The organism is Sphingobacterium alimentarium, from assembly GCF_004342685.1.
Classification (GTDB): domain Bacteria; phylum Bacteroidota; class Bacteroidia; order Sphingobacteriales; family Sphingobacteriaceae; genus Sphingobacterium; species Sphingobacterium alimentarium.
Genome location: NZ_SMBZ01000008.1, coordinates 40,459 through 59,191, shown reverse-complemented (window position 1 = coordinate 59,191; position 18,733 = coordinate 40,459). Strand labels below are relative to the sequence as shown.

Here is an 18,733-nt window from a genome sequence, read left to right as displayed (position 1 = left end):
AACGAAATAATAACTCAATAATATGCCAAAAATTTCGCAAAAGGGTATAGATATGCCCGCATCACCGATTAGAAAATTAACACCCTATGCGGATCAAGCCAAAAAAAGTGGAAAAAAAATCTACCACTTAAACATTGGCCAACCGGACATCGAAACTCCCGAAATCATGCTCAATGCACTTAAGAATATTGATTTCAAAGTATGGGCATATACTCCATCAGAAGGTACTGCATCTTACCGAAACAAATTGACCGAATATTATAATAAAATCAATTACAATATTCAACCTACTGATATTATCGTGACCAATGGCGGCTCTGAGGCGATAACTATAGCTATGCAAGCTTGCCTGAACCCAGGTGAAGAAGTTATTATTCCTGAACCTTTTTATGCGAATTACAACGGTTTTGCCTGTTCTTCGGATGTGGTTGTAAAACCTATTATTTCTTATATTGATAATGGTTTCGCATTGCCTTCTATTGCCGAATTTGAGAAAGTAATCACTGACAAAACAAGAGCGATTGCGATTTGTAACCCGAATAATCCTACAGGATATCTGTATTCGCGCGAAGAGATGGAAGCGTTGAAAGAACTTTGTCTGAAATATGATTTATTCTTATTCTCGGACGAAGCATACCGTGAGTTCTGTTATGATGGCAAAGAATTCATCTCTCCAATGCATTTGGAAGGATTGGAAAATCATGTCGTTGTATTTGATACCGTTTCGAAGCGTTATTCGGCTTGTGGCGCACGTATTGGATGCCTTATCACCAAGAATAAAGAACTATACCAAACCGCTTTAAAATTTGCGCAAGCTCGCCTATCCCCTTCATTAGAAGGTCAGATAGCTGGTGAAGCTGCTGTAGATACACCGGATTCGTATTTCCAAGCTGTATCCCAAGAATATACTGCAAGACGTGACACTTTAGTAAAAGGCTTGAATGCTATTGAAGGTGTATTTTGTCCTAATCCAGGAGGTGCCTTCTATGTTGTCGCTCAATTACCTATTGACAATGCAGATAAATTCTGTCAATGGATGCTCGAATCATTCGATTATGAAAACGAGACCGTAATGATGGCTCCAGCTACAGGATTCTACAGTACGCCAGGTGCAGGAACCAATGAAGTTCGATTGGCCTATGTATTGAATCAAGATGACTTGAATAAAGCATTGACCTGTTTGCAAAAAGCATTAGAAATATACCCAGGTAGAACAATATAATTACAGATAAAATCAAAAGAGAGGCCTGCAAAACCCTCTCTTTTTGCATATCTCCCCTTAGACAAGCTCCCTCTGTTCCGAAAAGATTCGATACACTATCCAGCCCAACGATTTCCTAAAATTATTTCTACATCACTTAACAAGGTATTTGCTTTTAGTTCATAAAAATCATCAGTATCTTTGTTAGCAATGAATGTAGAAAACTTATTAGAACGAGCATTAAACTTTGAGTTTCTGACCAAAGAAGAGGGTATATTTTTGTACCATCATGCTTCTACAGTGGATTTAGCCTATGTAGCTAATGAATTAAGAAAGATACAAGTTCCACATGGCAAAGTCACTTGGCAGATTGACCGTAATGTCAATACCACCAACGTATGTATTGCCAACTGTAAGTTTTGTAATTTTTTCCGAAGACCGGGACACGAAGAGAGTTATATAACCGATATAGAGACGTACAAACAAAAAATCGAAGAAACATTTAAGTACGGCGGTGACCAATTGCTCTTGCAGGGCGGTCATCATCCGGATTTAGGATTAGATTTTTACGCCAACCTATTTCGTCAGCTCAAAGAACTCTACCCTACCCTTAAGTTGCATTCCCTAGGGCCGCCCGAAATCGCACACGTGGCGAAGCTGGAAGGCATGAGCCATCTTGAAGTCTTGACAAAATTAAAGGAAGCTGGATTGGATTCTTTACCGGGTGCAGGAGCAGAAATATTGAACGACCGTGTACGCCGTCTGATTTCCAAAGGGAAATGCGGTGGTCAAGAATGGCTGGATGTCATGCGTGCTGCGCATCAGATTAATCTTCCTACTTCGGCTACTATGATGTTTGGACATATCGAGACCATCGAAGAGCGTTTTGAACATTTGGTATGGATTAGAGAAGTACAATCTGAAAAACCAGAAGAACATTATGGCTTTATTGCATTTATACCTTGGCCATTCCAAGATGATGGCACTTTGCTGAAACGTCTTCGCGGTATATCCAATAATGTGACGAGCGACGAATACATTCGCATGATAGCTTTAAGCCGTATCATGCTTCCAAATATTAAAAATATTCAGGCTTCGTGGCTGACAGTAGGTAAATCAGTAGCCCAAATATGTTTGCACAGTGGAGCAAACGACTTTGGATCTATCATGATTGAAGAAAATGTGGTATCTGCCGCAGGCGCACCACACCGATTCACCTCCAAATCCATTCAGGAAGCAATTGCAGAAGCTGGTTTTGAGCCACAATTGCGCACACAGACTTATCAATGGCGAGAAATGCCACAATCTATGGTCGAACAAGTAATTGATTACTAAGTGAAAGATATACTACTTAATATCGAAGCGTTGATATTTGCCTCTGAAGAAGGGTTGACCGCTATGGAGATCAAGCAAATATTGCAGGATGGATTGATGATTACCATCAATAAAGATGAAGTACTTACCTTCTTGGATCAGCTGAAAGCAAAGTATGCAAGTGAGGACTATGTATTTGCGCTGCATACTTTCAATAATAAGTACCAGTTCCTGACCAAGGAAAGTTATCATGACGTCCTGAACCAACTGCAAGCACATCGTGATCGTAAAAAATTAAGTCAGGCGGGATTGGAAACATTAGCCATCATCGCTTATCGTCAGCCCATCACCAAATTGGAAGTGGAACAAATACGTGGTGTAAACTGTGACTATTCGATACAACGCCTGTTGGAGAAAGATCTGATAAAAATAGTAGGTAAAGCAGAATCTATTGGTAAACCCCTATTGTATGCCACGAGTGACTCCTTTATGAATCACTTTGGTATTAATTCGGTGAAAGATCTGCCGCAATTAAAGGACATCATCAATGAAGAGAATAGCATTGGCGAAATCATAGAATAATTATTTAGATTTCAGTATATTTTTTAAAATTAAAACCCTGACAATCAAATAGATATTTTTTAAAAAAAATTTTTAGTTTAGCTTTTGTTCTATAATTTTACGATATAATAATCAATTGAAAGTAAGTATTGCTATGATGAATGAAACTATCGAAAAGTTGGATATTGATGAGAAATTTATCAGTTTCAACGGGCCTGATGACGATGATGATGATTTCGATGATGATAACTTTGATATCGAGATCGATCCCATTGGCGGGTATGATGACTTAGATGACGATGACGACGAATTCTAAGAAGGAGTAACTAATATCAGTGTAGCCAAAAGAATAAGGGCAACTTTTCGGAAAGTTGCCCTTATTCTTTTGGCTTATTTTTTATGCAACTGCTCATATAGGTCAATTACCTTTTTTTGTAAGTCGATCACTTCTGCTTCGCGTGCTTGAAGTCTGTGGTTCAATTCATTAATTTCTTCAAATTTCTCTTTTTCTTCGTTGGCATCCGAAGTAGATAATAATTGAACTAATGATAAATTGAATAATTTCGCAATTTGATTAAGACGAGAAAGATTTACATCCGTGATTCCTGTCTCAATTTTTGAAAATGCGGGGATTGAAATGTCTAATCGCTTTGCGACATCCTCCTGACTCCAACCCTTTTGGTGTCTTAATAATCTAATTTTTTTCCCTAAAGTATTCATTTGGTAAATGTTTCTTTTATTTAACGTGCAAGTTAAATAATAAATTATTAAATTAAAAATGAACGGTCAAAATTTTTGACTTTTTTGAATAAGAAATTTATCGGCAAACGTCATAATATTCACAACCGAATTACTATTTGATCCCATCACCAACAAATTAATCCCTTGACTATTAAAGAACTCAAGAAATTCATAGACTTCGTGTATATCTGTGAACACGGAGAGCTTGGGATGGTTGAAATTACTTATAATTTTATCGACAACATTACTTAAAATTATATTTTTTTCTTTAATGCTATTTTTATTTACAAAAACAACCGCTTCATCCGACTCAACCATACTGTCACGATATAATTCTATCTTATCGAAATTCATTACATCATAAGGATTCAGTTCAATTACGGTCAGAAGTTTCGTATTTGAAAATTGCTCTTTGACCGCATGGATACTCGATTTCAGTTTTGTCGGAGTATGCGCAAAGTCTTGATACACTACAGATCCATGCTCGCTTTTTACAAATTCAAGATACCGAATCGAGCTTCTGAAATCGCTTATACTTTCATAGAACTCCTGTCGCTTGATGCCCAACCACTCACATACGGTATATGCTCCGGCAATATTGGATAGATTCTGCTTGCCTATGACTTGAAGTGGAATCTGTATATCACCGACCTCAATATAGGTCACCCCTTTATTGATGGTATAATTTGGCATTTTGTACCCATGCCTGTTGATCTTGCAATCTTTGGTTTCACCCACTATTTTCACGACATTCGCGTCCTCTTTATTATACACTAAAGTGCCTTTAGGCACGATAGTATCAATAAATTCCTCAAACTGACGGTAATAAGCCTCCTCGGTGATTTCCATATTATAAGGATCCCAATGTATATTACTAATCATAGCAATATTGGGCTGGTAATAATGGAATTTCGAATGATCATCGATAGACGAGGCATAGTATTCATCTCCTTCTACCAGAATAATAGGCGCTTGGGACGTTAATTTTATGAGGGAATCAAAACCTTCGAGTTTGGCGCCGATCACATAATCAAAATCATGACCTAATTTCTTAAGCACATGCATAATCATGCTGATAATCGTCGTCTTTCCAAAAGTTCCAGCTATGACTACACGGGTCTTATTTTTGGACTGCTCATAGATAAATTCAGGAAATGAGTATATTTTAATACCCATTTCCTGTGCTTTGCGCAGCTCGGGATTGTCGGCCTCAGCATGTTTGCCCAGAATAATGGCATCCAGCTCTTCCGTAATCCGATCTACATCCCAGCCTATCGTCGATGGATACAGTCCTGCCCCAATTAATTTTGATTTAGAAGGTTCAACGATCTGATCATCAGATCCTGAAATCTGGTGACCTAATCTAGCCAAACTGATGGCTAAATTACTCATGACACTACCTCCTATGGCAATAAAGTGAATGCGCATATTTTACTTTTTAATAAATCTTGCTGCACACCATTTGTCCATTACCTTGTGACTTACGTAATCAAGGGACAAATCATCACAACATTGTCTGAGGATAGGTAAATCTTCCTCTTCATAAAAACCACTTAGATACAATTCACCACCCACACGCAAATCATCGGCATAGGTTGACATTTGATCCAATAGGATATTACGGTTAATATTTGCCAAGATGATATCAAAAGATTTGCCAGCTATGACTTCTTTCGATCCCAATAAGGCTTCAATATTGTTGAGCGCATTTAGCTGGGAGTTCTCGATCACACTATCGACACATATATCGTCATAGTCTACAGCCAGGACAGTGTTTGCTCCTCTTTTGGAAGCAAGAATCGCCAATATACCTGTACCACAGCCCATATCCAATACTTCCTTGTCCAAGAAATCATTTTCTAGGATGTAAGATAGCATCATGGAAGTGGTTTGGTGATGACCTGTACCAAAAGACATTTTCGGATCGATCACTATTTCATATGGAAAATCTGGCTTACTCTCATGAAATGTAGCACGTACATAGCACAGATCATCCACGACTATAGGATTGAAATTGCTTTCCCACAGTTTGTTCCAATTTTGATTTTCTATATCTTGGACTTCGTAATCTATGGTATAGTCGACAGCATTGGATAATAGTACTGTCACTAATGCTTGCAAGTCAAGATTAGCACTCGGCACATAGGCCGAAAAACCCTTATCCTTGTCCTCAAATGTATCGAACCCAATATCACCTAGCTCAGCTATTAACAAATCCTTCTGCCAATCCTGGATATCCAAACTCACAAAGTTAACCGCAGTATATTTCATATTAAGCGTTAAATACTTTTACAATTTCTAAGAAATCTCTTGATTTCAAAGAAGCACCACCGATCAATCCACCATCAATATCTTGCTGTGCAAACAATGTCGGCGCATTAGAAGGATTACAGCTTCCGCCATAAAGAATTGTTGTAGCTTCTGCTGTCTCTGCATCGTAGTGATTCGCCACAGTCTCACGGATAAATGCATGAACCTCTTGTGCTTGCTCAGGACTAGCTGTTAAGCCCGTTCCGATAGCCCATACCGGCTCATATGCCAATACAACCTTCGCAAATTCTTCCTTAGAAAGATGGAACACTCCAGCAGTCAATTGAGTTTTGATAATATCAAAGTATTTTCCGGATTCACGCTCTCCTTGTGTCTCACCAATACAGAAAATAGGCTTTAGATCATGTTTCAAAGCGCTATTTACTTTTTCAGCCAATAAAGAATCGGATTCACCAAAATAAGCTCTACGCTCAGAGTGACCTAAGATCACATACTCTACTCCTACCGACTTCACCTGTGCGGCAGATACTTCACCGGTATAAGCGCCAGATTCAGCTTGATGAATGTTCTGCGAACCAATATTTACATTTTTTACGTTTTCTGCTAATTTTGCTACGGTAGATAAATGAATGAAAGGCGAACAAACGATAACTTCTTGGTTGCCCACGACCTCATCTTTCACCATATTAACAATCTCTGAAAAAAGACTTACGCCTTCTTCAAAATTCAAATTCATTTTCCAGTTACCAGCAACGATTTTCTTACGCATAGTTTTTAATATATTAAGGTTGATTAATTCAATTTCTTATTATCCCTATTCTCTGTATAAATATAGTACAATATTTCTTTGTCTTCAGCAGTAAAGATTTCCCCTTTGGCTTGTGCCTTCCGTTCCATCATATCTACGAATTTAGTAAAGATGTATTTTTCGGCTTTCGCATCCGTCAGCCAAGAAAAATCCTGCACAAAATTCGGAATAAAATTTGACATTGCTATTTGAGTGCCCACTCCTATTACACTTCCAGTAGTGATTTTGGAAGCTATTGCCAACATACTATGATCGCCGATGAAGACCCCACATTTTAATAACCCCGTATCTCGGTAATTATTGTGTTTGTAGGAATATAGTTTCACGGGACTCCAGTCATTTTTGAGATTCGAATTGCTTGTGCCGGCGCCCAGATTGCAGCCTTCTCCAAGTACCGCACAGCCCAGGTAACCATAATGCCCCTTAGCCGAATTGCCCCAGATTACTGTATTATTTAATTCGCCACACACCGTTGAATTGTCACCCACCGTGACGTTGTGATAAATCACTGTCCCAGCCTTCACTCTCGAATTTTTGCCGATGACGGCAGGCCCATGAATTACACAGCCCGCTTCCACGATGGCATTTTCTTCGATGATAATCGATCCCTTATCGGTATGCAACGTACAACTAGCTAGCTGTGCCGAGGCAGCGATATGATGCCTATTTCCTATAACGGAAACATGAGAATTTGTGGGACTAATGGGTTCAAATGTTATATAAGCAGCATCAAAGTCAATTTGCGCCGCATTGTGGATGAATATATCTTCCAAATGATGCAACGCCTTCAGCACGCCTGAATATTTTACCAATTCAAATGAGCTGCTTGTGCAATCCCGGATTATATCTTCTTTACTTGTAGAATAGGTCTTAAAAGCGATCCAATTTCCTTCAGTATCTATCAGGCGCTCGAGGGATTGAAGTCGCGCTAGCGCCGCAACTAATTCTGCATCTGGTAGAATAGCCGCTTGAATAACCAGCACTTCATACTGCAGAGGAGCTAAAGGAAATTTTGTAGAGAGGTGATCTACAGTCAGATAAGATACATCGGACTGAAAGACTGAAGACCATTTTTGATCTAGCGTGAATGCGCCTACACGAAGATTGCCAACAGGACGGGTCGCCACCAGCGGCAACAGACTCTTCCTATCCTCTGTACAATCCCATAAAACAAGTGATAAACCCATTCCTTAAAAATACAAAAATCCCGATAATTTCATATCGGGATTTTTGATTATATAATTACTTAAATTATAATTATTTCTTGTTGTAACGGGTACGGAATTTATCGATACGACCTGCTGTATCAACCAATTTCATTTTACCAGTATAGAATGGGTGTGAAGTGTGAGAGATCTCTAATTTCACTAATGGATATTCGTTACCATCTTCCCAAGTAATTGACTCTTTAGTATCTACGCATGATTTAGTTAAGAAAGCATAGTCATTTGACATATCTTTGAATACAACTAATCTGTAGTTTGATGGATGTAAATCTTTTTTCATTTTATCTTATGATTACTATATATGCTAACATTTGAGGTGCAAAGATAATCTATTTTAAAATTAAATCCAAAATAATATTTATCAACACAACCTTATTTTTTCACCTGCCTCCTGCTAAGTGGAGACGCACAAAGTTACATTATTTTAGCATAATATACGTATAAAAAACACTTTTATCTAGTCTTTTTGTTACTTTTGCTCATTATTTCAAATTTAGATTAAAACATGAGTATTTCACTATCCGAACAGGAACTACAACGTAGACAAAACCTACAAAGCATCATCAATCTAGGCATAAACCCTTATCCAGCTGATGAATACAAGGTGAATGTCACTGCGGCAGATATACTAGCTAATTACGAAAGAGATAAAATCAACTATAAAAACATTCGTTTTGCTGGCCGTATAATGAGCCGTAGAATCATGGGTAATGCTTCATTTATTGAGCTTCAAGATTCTACTGGTCGTATACAAGTATATGTAAAGCGCGACGATCTATGTCCTACGGAAGACAAAACTTTCTATAATACTGTCTTCAAAAAATTGTTGGATATCGGTGATATTGTAGGTGTAGAAGGGTATGTGTTTACGACACAAACCGGCGAAATCTCTATTCATACAGAAAAATTAACCATTCTGACGAAGTCTTTACGCCCACTTCCTATCGTAAAAGAAGCAGATGGAAAAACGTTTGATGCGTTTACGGATCCAGAGCAACGCTATAGAATGCGTTACGTGGATTTGATTGTAAATGCGCAAAATCGTGAGATCTTTGTAAAGCGTAACAAGTTGTTTAACGCGATGCGTCAATTCTTTAATGATGCAGGTTACATGGAAGTAGAAACGCCTGTATTGCAAGCCATACCAGGTGGCGCTGCAGCACGCCCGTTTATTACACACCACAATGCTTTGGATATTCCTTTGTATTTGCGTATTGCGAATGAGTTGTATCTAAAACGTCTGATCGTAGGTGGTTTTGACGGTGTATATGAGTTTTCGAAAAACTTCCGTAATGAAGGTATGGACCGTACGCACAATCCAGAATTTACAGCGATGGAAATTTACGTAGCCTACAAAGACTACAACTGGATGATGGACTTTACAGAACGCTTATTAGAACATTGTGCTACTGCCGTAAATGGCACTACAGAAGCTACTTTTGGGGAGCACAAAATCGACTTCAGAGCACCTTACCCACGTGTTACGATGGCTGCTGCCATCAAACAATTCACGGGATTTGATATTTCAGGCAAAACAGAAGACGAAATTCGCGCTGCTGCAAAAGGCATGGGTATCGAGGTGAACGAAACTATGGGTAAAGGGAAGTTAATCGATGAGATTTTCGGTGAGAAATGTGAAGGCAATTTTATACAGCCTACATTTATTACTGACTATCCGATTGAAATGTCTCCATTGACCAAAAAACACCGCGATAATCCGGAATTGACGGAGCGTTTTGAATTGATGGTATGTGGTAAAGAAATCGCCAATGCCTATTCAGAATTAAATGATCCTATCGATCAACGCGAGCGTTTTGAAGATCAACTCAAACTGTCTGAAAAAGGTGATGACGAGGCCATGTTTATTGACCAAGACTTCTTAAGAGCGTTGGAATATGGTATGCCTCCTACTTCGGGCTTGGGTATTGGTATGGACAGACTGATCATGTTCTTGACCAATAATGCTTCGATTCAAGAAGTGTTGTTCTTCCCGCAAATGCGCCCTGAGAAAAACGAGCCAGTGGTAGAGCTTACAGATGATGAGAAAATTGTATTAGCTATTCTATCCGAAGAAAGACAAACATTGGCGGAAGCCAAAGATAAGTCTGGTCTCTCAGGAAAGAAATGGGACACAGCAACGAAAAGCTTACGCCAGAAAGACTTAATTCAAATAATTGTAGAAGGTGACAACAAATACATCACCACAGCATAAAACAAAAAAGGTTGGAAAAATTTCCAACCTTTTTTGTTTAATATAATTCTTCTATTTCCGCACTCATCTTTTCTTCATCTATCGACTTGGTTATTTTTTGCCAAGTCATATAGGCGTATACCATCTGTCCATTGGAAGCTATGGGTTCAAGTGATTTTTGATACAAGATATCACCTTCAAAATCCAACTTTCGCACCTGCGTAACCCCCTCCCAGTTAGGGTTTAGGGATGTCTCGATATGGTAATTCACCTGCGCCAGCATATCGTTGACGGTATATTTGCCCGTGAAAGCAATGTATTCTTTAGCGCGTGTGGCCATTTTTTCATCCGTATCCGCAAATCGATCCTCGGAATTATATTTCACCGGATTTTTTACGCTTAATTGTACAGACATATACCCATCAGGGTTGAAAATCAAAACTCCTTTTGGGTTAGTCCCCAAAGGAAATAGATACTCCTCTCCTCCTACTGGCACCTCTATATAGGAAAGCAACTTCCAAGCGCCAATAATTTCATTCTTTAATATAGCCATAGTCTGATATTTTATAGTAGAACGCTATTTTTGCAGAAATAGTTTGTCACATTTTTATTATAATCCCTCAAGTGATTCATACACATCTAAAAAGAAAAAATTAAGTTTGTAAACTTAACAAAACACATATGACAGCACCCCAACAATGCCCATGCAATAGCCAGAAAGAATATTCCGAATGCTGTGGAAAAATCCATCAAGATCCGAAGAACACTGCCTCAGCCGAGCAACTAATGCGCGCCCGATACAGCGCCTTTGTACGACAGGAAATAGACTTTATTTACAATACTTTTCACCCTACGACACGACGTTTTCAAAACAAGAAGGATATTGCCATATGGGCACAAGAAAATAAATGGATGCAACTGGAAATCGTACAATCCTCCACCCACACTGTAGAATTCAAAGCGCACTTCTTGGATATGGATGGCCAAGTACAGATACATCACGAAAAATCAACTTTCAAACAACAGCAAAATTACTGGTACTATGTCGATGGCAAGATTATGCAGTAACGTAAATTTAATATCGGAATAACATTATCCTAATCTGGGACTATTACATTTGAATAATTAAAATAAATAGTATGATTAAAGATGATGTAATCAAAAGACCAGAAACGACGATAGGTCCATGGGAATGGATTTATGATGGCGATGATCTGGTACAAATGGAGGATTAATCCAGCGACAGTGGTTTTAGAAACGCTGTCTTAAAAATTTAACACATTTTTCCCTTTACATAAAAAAAGCTAATCGTTTATTTCGATTAGCTTTTAATTTTAATATATATAGGATTATTAAGTGCTGAAGTAAGCTCTTACGTTTTTACCCTCTACCCAGTTCATAAACGCTCTGTTAGCAGTTTTATTACCTCCCGGTGTAGGATAATCTCCTGAAAAATACCAATCTCCTTTGTGATCAGGACAAGCTACATGAAGATTTTCCAATGTTTGGAAAATAATCTGCAAATCAGCTTTCAAGTCGTGAGGTCTTACGATAGCAGCGATCTCTTCTGAAATTTCCTCGTCCGTAAATGGCTCGTAAATAGCTTTCACATAATTTTCTACCTGATCTTTAGGCAGTGTGATAGAGGCCAGACATTTTTGGTATACTTCATCAATAATGTGTGACATGCCATTACGCTTCAACAAGTTGATAGCAGCCTCGAATGCAACGAATTCTCCCATACGTGACATATCAATCCCGTAGCAATCCGGGAATCGAATCTGCGGCGCTGAAGACACAATAACTATTTTTTTAGGGTGAAGACGATCCAAAATAGTCAGAATAGACTGTTTCAACGTAGTACCTCGCACGATAGAATCGTCGATCGCCACAATAGTATCTTCATGGTCACGCACGATACCGTACGTCGTGTCATACACGTGCTGTACCATATCCTGGCGGTCTGCATCTTGCGTAATGAAAGTACGTAACTTGGCATCCTTGATATTTAATTTTTCAAAACGAGGATGTAAACTCAATATTTCATTCAACTCCTCGTCCGAAATTTTCTCATCACGATTTAGAAGCACTTCTTTTTGGTAATCGCGCACATATTTGTTCATCCCTTCCATCATACCGTAGTACGAAACTTCTGCCGTATTCGGGATAAAAGAGAAAACCGTGTTTTTAATATCGTTATTAATAGATTTCAACACTTGTGAACACAATAATTTACCCAATTTCTTGCGTTCTTGGTAAATATCAGCATCCGAACCACGTGAGAAATAGATACGCTCAAACGAACATGACTTTTGCTCTACCGGCTGTCTGAACATTTCCTCCGTAATAGTACCATCTTTTTTGGCAATCAGCGCATGCCCTGGCTTAATCTCTTTAACAGCTTGTAATGGAATATTAAATGCCGTTTGGATCACCGGACGCTCAGACGCCACCACCAATACTTCCTCATCTTGGTAATAAAATGCAGGACGGATACCCGAAGGGTCACGCATCACAAAAGCATCACCATGGCCCATGATACCAGCTATGGTGTAACCACCATCCCAAGTTTTGGCCGAACGAGTAAGAATCTTAGCGACATCAAGGTTTTTGCCAATTTGAGCTGAAATTTCGATGTTGGAGTAGCCTTCTTTTTTGAATTGATCAAATAACTCTTGATTTTCATCATCCAAGAAATGACCAATTTTTTCAAGAACCGTTACCGTATCCGCCTGCTCCTTTGGATGTTGACCAAGATCATAAAGTTGTTGTAACAACTCGTCCACATTGGTCATATTGAAATTACCTGCCAACACCAAATTTCTGGTCATCCAGTTGTTTTGACGTAGGAAAGGGTGACAACTTTCAATGCTATTTTTGCCGTGTGTACCATAGCGCAAGTGCCCCAATAATACCTCACCTGTAAAACTAACATTGTCTTTCAACCATTGTGTATCTTTTGATTCTACTGGATGAGCCTTCTGAACGGCAGCAAATTTCTTTTGAACGTACTCAAAGATATCAGCTACAGCCGTAGAACCCATGGCTCTATAGCGGCTTATATATCTGTTACCAGGTTTTACGTCAAATTTGATAGTAGCAATACCCGCTCCGTCTTGACCACGATTATGCTGTTTCTCCATAAGAAGATACAACTTATTAATCCCGTAGTAAGGCGTACCATATTTTTCCTGATAATATGAGAGGGGTTTAAGTAGTCTGATTAGTGCGATACCACACTCGTGTTTTATAGCGTCACTCATAGTTTGAATTGATGCTGCAAAGTTACGAAAATTAAAAACTACTGTAGCTACACAGGTCATTTTTATCGCAAAAAAATTACTCGGCTATTACTTTAGCCGAGTAAATCATAATTTAGATAGTATTGAGGAGGGATTTTTTTAATGTATATTATAATTTTTCACCATGTTGCGATATATCCAATCCGACAAGTTCATCCTCTTCTTTCACACGCAATGGCGTAATGAGTTCTACTATTTTCAATAAGATAAAAGCAACGATCAAGGTAAAAGCACTCGCTCCGATCAGACCTATTATATGGGCATAAAACAAGCTAGTCTCACCGTAAAAAAGCCCATTAGATTCTACGGCGCTATTGATGGAATTGTGCGCAAACACCCCCGTCATAATCATTCCCACCATCCCCCCTACACCATGACTTGGAAAGACATCCAGCGTATCGTCCACTTGCGAATTAGTACGCCATTCAATACACAATCGACTCACTACGGCCGCTACTGCTCCTATCACCAGCGAATGGGGCACACTCACAAATCCGGCAGCAGGTGTAATAGCAACTAACCCCACAACAACTCCAATACATACTCCCATGGCTGAAGGCTTAATCCCTTTCGCCGCATCGAAGAATATATATGTCAAGGCAGCAGCACCTGAAGCTGTAGAAGTCGTTGCCAAGGCTGTAGCGGCTAATTGTGAAGCACCGAAGGCCGATCCCGCATTAAAACCAAACCAACCGAACCATAGCAACCCCGTCCCCAAGAGCACATAGGTAATGCGTGCAGGGGTATGCTCTTTAAATTCTCGTCCATGCTTCATATATAATGCGGCCGCCAAAGCTGTCAAACCCGCCGACATATGCACTACTGTACCTCCAGCAAAATCAAGCACGCCCAGCTTAAACAAAAGACCTTCGGGGTGCCAAGTAGCGTGTGCTAATGGCGCATAGATACAAACGAAAAACAAACAAATAAATAATACGTAAGATGTAAATTTGACACGCTCGGCAACAGCGCCAGTGATCAGTGCCGGTGTGATGATAGCGAACTTCAATTGATACATCGCAAATAGCGTAAAAGGAATAGTAGGCGCACCAGGCCAAGGCTCTCCATCCAGCACACCATCAAACATGAAATAGGTCATCGGATTGCCGACTACCCCACCGATGGAGTCACCAAATACTAAAGAAAATCCGAAGACCACCCATAGCACTGCAACTACCGCCATACAGATAAAACTTTGGAGCATGGTCGATATTACATTCTTTTTCTTCACCATTCCACCATAAAAGTACGCTAGACCTGGTGTCATAATAAGAACAAGTGCCGTCGAAGCCAACATCCAAGCAATATCCGCCCCATTATATTCAATATTTTTTGAAGGATCCGGAAGAGAAGGGTTAAATAAACACAAAACCACAAGAATTACCACAACAAGTAGTGGAATAATTGATTTTTTTTGACCAGTTTCCATTTTTTTTGGTTAGATTTAATTTAATACCTCAAAATAAAAGTAAATTCACAACAAAAACAAGTAAATTCTAATATTTTATTAAAACTCTCTTTAAAATGCTATAAAATATAAAATTTAAACATCAAAAGTCAAAACAAAACCCCAACAAACAGCAATAAATAGATTAATTATTTCATAAATAAATCAAATAACAGCCCAAAAGAGCTAGTGCAACACTCATTTTTTATACTTTTTCGAAAAATAAATAAGGTTTATAAGCCGAATTAGTTATTTCCTCCTCAATTACTAGCCATATTTTATGACAATCCGCAGAAATTCGTCTATTTACTATATTGTTTTTTATATGGAAATTTGTAAAACAAGAAATTTAAATAGTAAATGAATCCTCTAAATTCTCCATCAACCGCAGCAGATGCGCAGACCTCCCTATTAAAAGGCGGCATACACAAACTAAATAAGTTGCATAGCATTTCATTAGATATGGATAATTCCACCAGTATGCCTGTACTTTTCTTAGGACACGGTAGCCCCATGAATGCCATTGAGGAAAACGAATTTGTGCAAGGATTTAGACGAATTGGAAAGGATATAGAAAAACCTAAGGCCATATTGGTCGTGTCGGCGCATTGGGAAACCCCGGGCACCTATGTCACAGCCATGGATATGCCTACTACAATACATGATTTCGGTGGTTTTCCGCAAGAGCTGTTTGACGTACAATACCCTGCTCCGGGCAGCCCTGAGCTCGCACAATTGACCAAAGAAATTATCACTTCTACTGATGTGCATCTGGATGATAAATGGGGATTGGATCACGGCGCTTGGTCTGTTATCAAACATTTATACCCTGAGGCTGATGTTCCTGTCATTCAAATGAGCATTGACTACAGACAGCCCCCGGCTTACCATTATGCCTTAGCCAAAGAGCTAGCCCTACTACGCCACAAAGGTGTATTGATCGTAGGAAGTGGCAATATGGTGCACAATCTCCGCATGGTATCCTGGCAGCATCTTAATAGTGTGGGATACGCATACGACTGGGCACGCGAGGTAGACGAAACAATCAAAGAGCACCTCCGATCCGGAAATCATAATCCTTTGATAGAATACCATAATCAAGGCAAAGCGTTTCAACTGGCTATCCCGACTCCGGAGCATTATCTCCCAATGCTTTATACACTTGCTTTGCAGGAAAAGGATGAGGACTTGTCAATTTTTAATGATAAAGCATTGGGTGGGTCATTGACTATGACATCTTTCAAGATCGGTTAAACCATATCGGCTTGTTGTGCTTATACCGATTGATAAGAAGACCGTTGGGGGTTAAGTAACTGATCATACAGGCAGAAAATAAGGGACATTTGAGAATACGACTAAAATAAGTTAAATTTAATAGACTAATTGGTTTGACTTATGAAGGACTACTTTTCATTTTCCCCGGAGCATTATGCCAAGTATAGGCCAGATTACCCTGCAGCGATATTTGATTTTATCTATCCTTTGTTGAATGATAAATCAGTTGCATGGGACTGCGGCACAGGAAATGGACAGCTTGTACGTGTAGAAGCCACGGACATCAGCAGCCAGCAGCTGGAACATGCTTTCGCAACAGAAAACATCAATTATACGATTCAACCCGCCGAAAAAACCAATTTTCCGGACAACAGCTTTGACCTTATCACCGTAGCACAGGCGGTGCATTGGTTTGACATCGACAAATTTAATGAAGAAGTGAAACGTGTAGGCAAACCCAATAGCATTATCGCCATGATTGGGTATGAATTGAATAATATCACGCTAGAGATTGACGCAGTAATCCGCTACTTTTACAAAAATATAATAGGTGAATATTGGGATGCCGAACGCAAACATCTCGAGAACAGATACCAGCATATTGCCTTTCCTTTTCGTGAATTGGAAACCCCGGCAATACAGAACATCAAACTGTGGAAGTTTGAACATCTGTTGGGCTACCTTAATACCTGTTCTGCCGTTCAGCATTACAAAGACAAGAATAACACCAATCCCATTGATCTGATACACGAGGATTTGCAAAAGGCCTGGGGCAGTGCGGAAGTAAGACGAGTGATTTTTCCAATAATTTTTAGAGTAGGTCGCGTGAAATAATGCAATAGCTTTGATTGACGCATTTTTTTGTGTAAATTTGCAGGCACATAATTATCAGGGGTCGACCGGAATTGACAGGATAGCGATGGTTATGTAAGCATGCAGTGCGTTGTTAGTAGAGCACTTTAATCTGAACTTTCACATTTATAACTGGCGAAGAAAACTACGCCTTAGCTGCTTAAGTTAGACTTAACATAGCTATTTGTCCCGTTAGATCCTGTTCTTTGGTTTAACATTCGGGGCATCGAACAATAGAACTGGTCAGTGTGATTTTGCTAAGCACTGATGAGACCCAGCAAATACGGAGAATGGTATAGGTAAGCGACTCACCTTCCCTCTCCCGACAATCAAAGAGAAGCTAAGCATGTAGAAAGCGTAAATCATACTATGTTTGGACGAGGGTTCGAATCCCTCCGACTCCACAGATTTAAAAGGTTAACTTCTTATTTATAGAACGTTAACCTTTTTATTTTTTAATAGGTAGCAATTTCTCCCTAAATATGATTACAGATAAAACAAATCTTCCATTTTATTATCTCTTTGAAGAAGAAACTTTAAATGAGGTAAATAAATTAGTTTATACAAAATGTAAAATTTCTTTTAGCAAAGAAATCGCGCTCAATCTCTCACCAAAGATTATAGAAAAGCTGAAGAGATAGATAAACATACATTTCGATTTGGTATCTTATTTTAATACTCCCAAAAACAATAATAATGAAGTATTAAAATCTATAAACGAGGAAGTGTAAAGCAAACTGTGTCAGTGAGCTCTAAATAGATATAGGTCCCCTTCGGACATATATCTTTTTTGAGTTTAACGACAGTTTGTTATATACTACCATATAAGGCTAATCTTCATACAAAATTTTATTTCAATTAAGCACAATAACTTACAAAAACTATATAATCCGATTTATAAAAAGAATATCCTGCAATTGAACACATTCTCCATAGGACGATACATTACCATGCTGGATATAGTCTTATGCTTAACTTTATTCACATAAAACACTTCAATCTGCGCCAATAGGTAGTAATAGATTCCCTTACTCCTGGGTACTCATACAACATAAATATACTCAATTAAAGCAATCTGATGCAGAAGAAAACACAAACAAGACTATTTCATTTCCTTATATTTATGCATATGAAATGGCACAAAATACCTTCAGCAGCGTTAACCTCATCAGCGGCAATACAACTTTTGCGGATAGATGGGAAAGCTTTTTGCTTGGTGAATGATCATGGCGAATGGTATGCTACCTCCGCGAAATGCCCGCATGCTGGCGCCAATTTGGGGGAAGGCTGGTGCGAACAAGGGCAGTTGGTATGTCCTTATCATCGTCATCATTTTGATCTATCCATAGGCAAGGGCGCACCTGGTCAGTACAATGCCGTCCGGGTGTATCCATTAGAATGGCGAGACAACGAACTTTACATCCAACTTCCTCAAAGTTTATGGCAGAAATGTCTTTCATTGCTGAAGTAAGCATCCCTTCTTCCTTCTTGTAAATAATATTTTACCGTTGGATATACGGTAAATGCGATTAAGATTGTATCTT

At 38.9% G+C, this 18,733-nt stretch carries 18 protein-coding genes and 1 other RNA gene; 10 read left to right on the top strand and 9 right to left on the bottom strand.

All coding sequences use genetic code 11. The annotated features are described in order from the left end of the window. The first annotated feature begins 22 nt into the window (after positions 1 to 22). From EDC17_RS04750 to EDC17_RS04735, 4 genes are all read left to right on the top strand, one after another. Complete coding sequence (locus EDC17_RS04750) at positions 23 to 1,222, top strand: pyridoxal phosphate-dependent aminotransferase (RefSeq protein ID WP_132777002.1); 1,200 nt, start codon at positions 23 to 25, stop codon at positions 1,220 to 1,222. 189 nt (positions 1,223 to 1,411) lie between these two features. Next, on the top strand, positions 1,412 to 2,536 hold the full coding sequence (mqnC, locus tag EDC17_RS04745) for a cyclic dehypoxanthinyl futalosine synthase (protein ID WP_132777001.1): 1,125 nt from the start codon (positions 1,412 to 1,414) through the stop codon (positions 2,534 to 2,536). Then, entirely contained in the window at positions 2,537 to 3,097 is a 561-nt protein-coding gene (gene scpB / locus EDC17_RS04740; RefSeq protein WP_132777000.1) for an SMC-Scp complex subunit ScpB, read from the top strand. 133 nt (positions 3,098 to 3,230) lie between these two features. After that, positions 3,231 to 3,392: a hypothetical protein gene (locus EDC17_RS04735; protein ID WP_207895678.1), complete on the top strand. Its 162-nt coding sequence runs from the start codon at positions 3,231 to 3,233 to the stop codon at positions 3,390 to 3,392. Positions 3,393 to 3,466: 74 nt separating this feature from the next. Here EDC17_RS04735 and EDC17_RS04730 read toward each other — a convergent pair whose 3' ends face one another. The 6 genes from EDC17_RS04730 to EDC17_RS04705 all read right to left on the bottom strand — a co-directional run bounded on the left by EDC17_RS04730 (position 3,467) and on the right by EDC17_RS04705 (position 8,402). Next, positions 3,467 to 3,796, bottom strand: coding sequence for a helix-turn-helix domain-containing protein (locus EDC17_RS04730; protein WP_132776998.1), 330 nt, complete (start codon positions 3,794 to 3,796; stop codon positions 3,467 to 3,469). 66 nt (positions 3,797 to 3,862) lie between these two features. After that, positions 3,863 to 5,245, bottom strand: a complete 1,383-nt coding sequence (locus EDC17_RS04725) for a Mur ligase family protein (protein ID WP_132776997.1) — start codon at positions 5,243 to 5,245, stop codon at positions 3,863 to 3,865. Between the two features lie 3 nt (positions 5,246 to 5,248). Next, positions 5,249 to 6,088, bottom strand: a complete 840-nt coding sequence (gene prmA, locus EDC17_RS04720; RefSeq protein WP_132776996.1) for a 50S ribosomal protein L11 methyltransferase — start codon at positions 6,086 to 6,088, stop codon at positions 5,249 to 5,251. A 1-nt stretch (position 6,089) separates the two neighbouring features. Beyond that, positions 6,090 to 6,857 (bottom strand): triose-phosphate isomerase, encoded by a 768-nt coding sequence (gene tpiA / locus EDC17_RS04715; protein WP_132776995.1) that lies wholly within the window; start codon positions 6,855 to 6,857, stop codon positions 6,090 to 6,092. 23 nt (positions 6,858 to 6,880) lie between these two features. Beyond that, the gene (locus tag EDC17_RS04710) at positions 6,881 to 8,083 is read right to left on the bottom strand and encodes a putative sugar nucleotidyl transferase (RefSeq protein ID WP_132776994.1); all 1,203 of its coding nucleotides are present in this window, start codon (positions 8,081 to 8,083) and stop codon (positions 6,881 to 6,883) included. A gap of 70 nt (positions 8,084 to 8,153) precedes the next feature. Beyond that, entirely contained in the window at positions 8,154 to 8,402 is a 249-nt protein-coding gene (locus EDC17_RS04705) for a type B 50S ribosomal protein L31 (protein ID WP_132776993.1), read from the bottom strand. 225 nt (positions 8,403 to 8,627) lie between these two features. On the opposite strand from EDC17_RS04705, the gene lysS reads away from it, so the two are divergent. Then, positions 8,628 to 10,334, top strand: coding sequence for a lysine--tRNA ligase (lysS, locus tag EDC17_RS04700; protein WP_207895676.1), 1,707 nt, complete (start codon positions 8,628 to 8,630; stop codon positions 10,332 to 10,334). Between the two features lie 37 nt (positions 10,335 to 10,371). Here the strand turns inward: lysS and EDC17_RS04695 are convergent, their stop codons facing one another. Then, positions 10,372 to 10,866, bottom strand: a complete 495-nt coding sequence (locus tag EDC17_RS04695) for a lipocalin-like domain-containing protein (protein ID WP_132776992.1) — start codon at positions 10,864 to 10,866, stop codon at positions 10,372 to 10,374. Positions 10,867 to 10,994: 128 nt separating this feature from the next. Here EDC17_RS04695 and EDC17_RS04690 point away from each other — a divergent pair, with 128 nt between their 5' ends. Further along, positions 10,995 to 11,381 carry a YchJ family protein gene (locus tag EDC17_RS04690; RefSeq protein ID WP_132776991.1) on the top strand — a complete coding sequence of 129 codons (387 nt, stop codon included), beginning with the start codon at positions 10,995 to 10,997 and terminating at the stop codon, positions 11,379 to 11,381. Between the two features lie 284 nt (positions 11,382 to 11,665). Here the strand turns inward: EDC17_RS04690 and EDC17_RS04685 are convergent, their stop codons facing one another. Next, positions 11,666 to 13,576, bottom strand: coding sequence for an amidophosphoribosyltransferase (locus EDC17_RS04685; RefSeq protein WP_132776990.1), 1,911 nt, complete (start codon positions 13,574 to 13,576; stop codon positions 11,666 to 11,668). Positions 13,577 to 13,724: 148 nt separating this feature from the next. Further along, a complete protein-coding gene (locus EDC17_RS04680; protein WP_132776989.1) occupies positions 13,725 to 15,044 on the bottom strand; it encodes an ammonium transporter in 1,320 nt (439 codons plus the stop codon). Positions 15,045 to 15,422: 378 nt separating this feature from the next. On the opposite strand from EDC17_RS04680, the gene ygiD reads away from it, so the two are divergent. The 4 genes from ygiD to EDC17_RS04660 all read left to right on the top strand — a co-directional run bounded on the left by ygiD (position 15,423) and on the right by EDC17_RS04660 (position 18,660). Continuing rightward, positions 15,423 to 16,316, top strand: a complete 894-nt coding sequence (ygiD, locus tag EDC17_RS04675; protein ID WP_132776988.1) for a 4,5-DOPA-extradiol-dioxygenase — start codon at positions 15,423 to 15,425, stop codon at positions 16,314 to 16,316. Between the two features lie 141 nt (positions 16,317 to 16,457). Continuing rightward, positions 16,458 to 17,171, top strand: a complete 714-nt coding sequence (locus EDC17_RS04670; RefSeq protein WP_132776987.1) for a class I SAM-dependent methyltransferase — start codon at positions 16,458 to 16,460, stop codon at positions 17,169 to 17,171. 57 nt (positions 17,172 to 17,228) lie between these two features. Continuing rightward, positions 17,229 to 17,596: a transfer-messenger RNA gene (gene ssrA, locus EDC17_RS04665) on the top strand. A 722-nt stretch (positions 17,597 to 18,318) separates the two neighbouring features. Beyond that, entirely contained in the window at positions 18,319 to 18,660 is a 342-nt protein-coding gene (locus tag EDC17_RS04660; RefSeq protein WP_132776986.1) for a Rieske (2Fe-2S) protein, read from the top strand. Positions 18,661 to 18,733 lie beyond the last annotated feature (73 nt).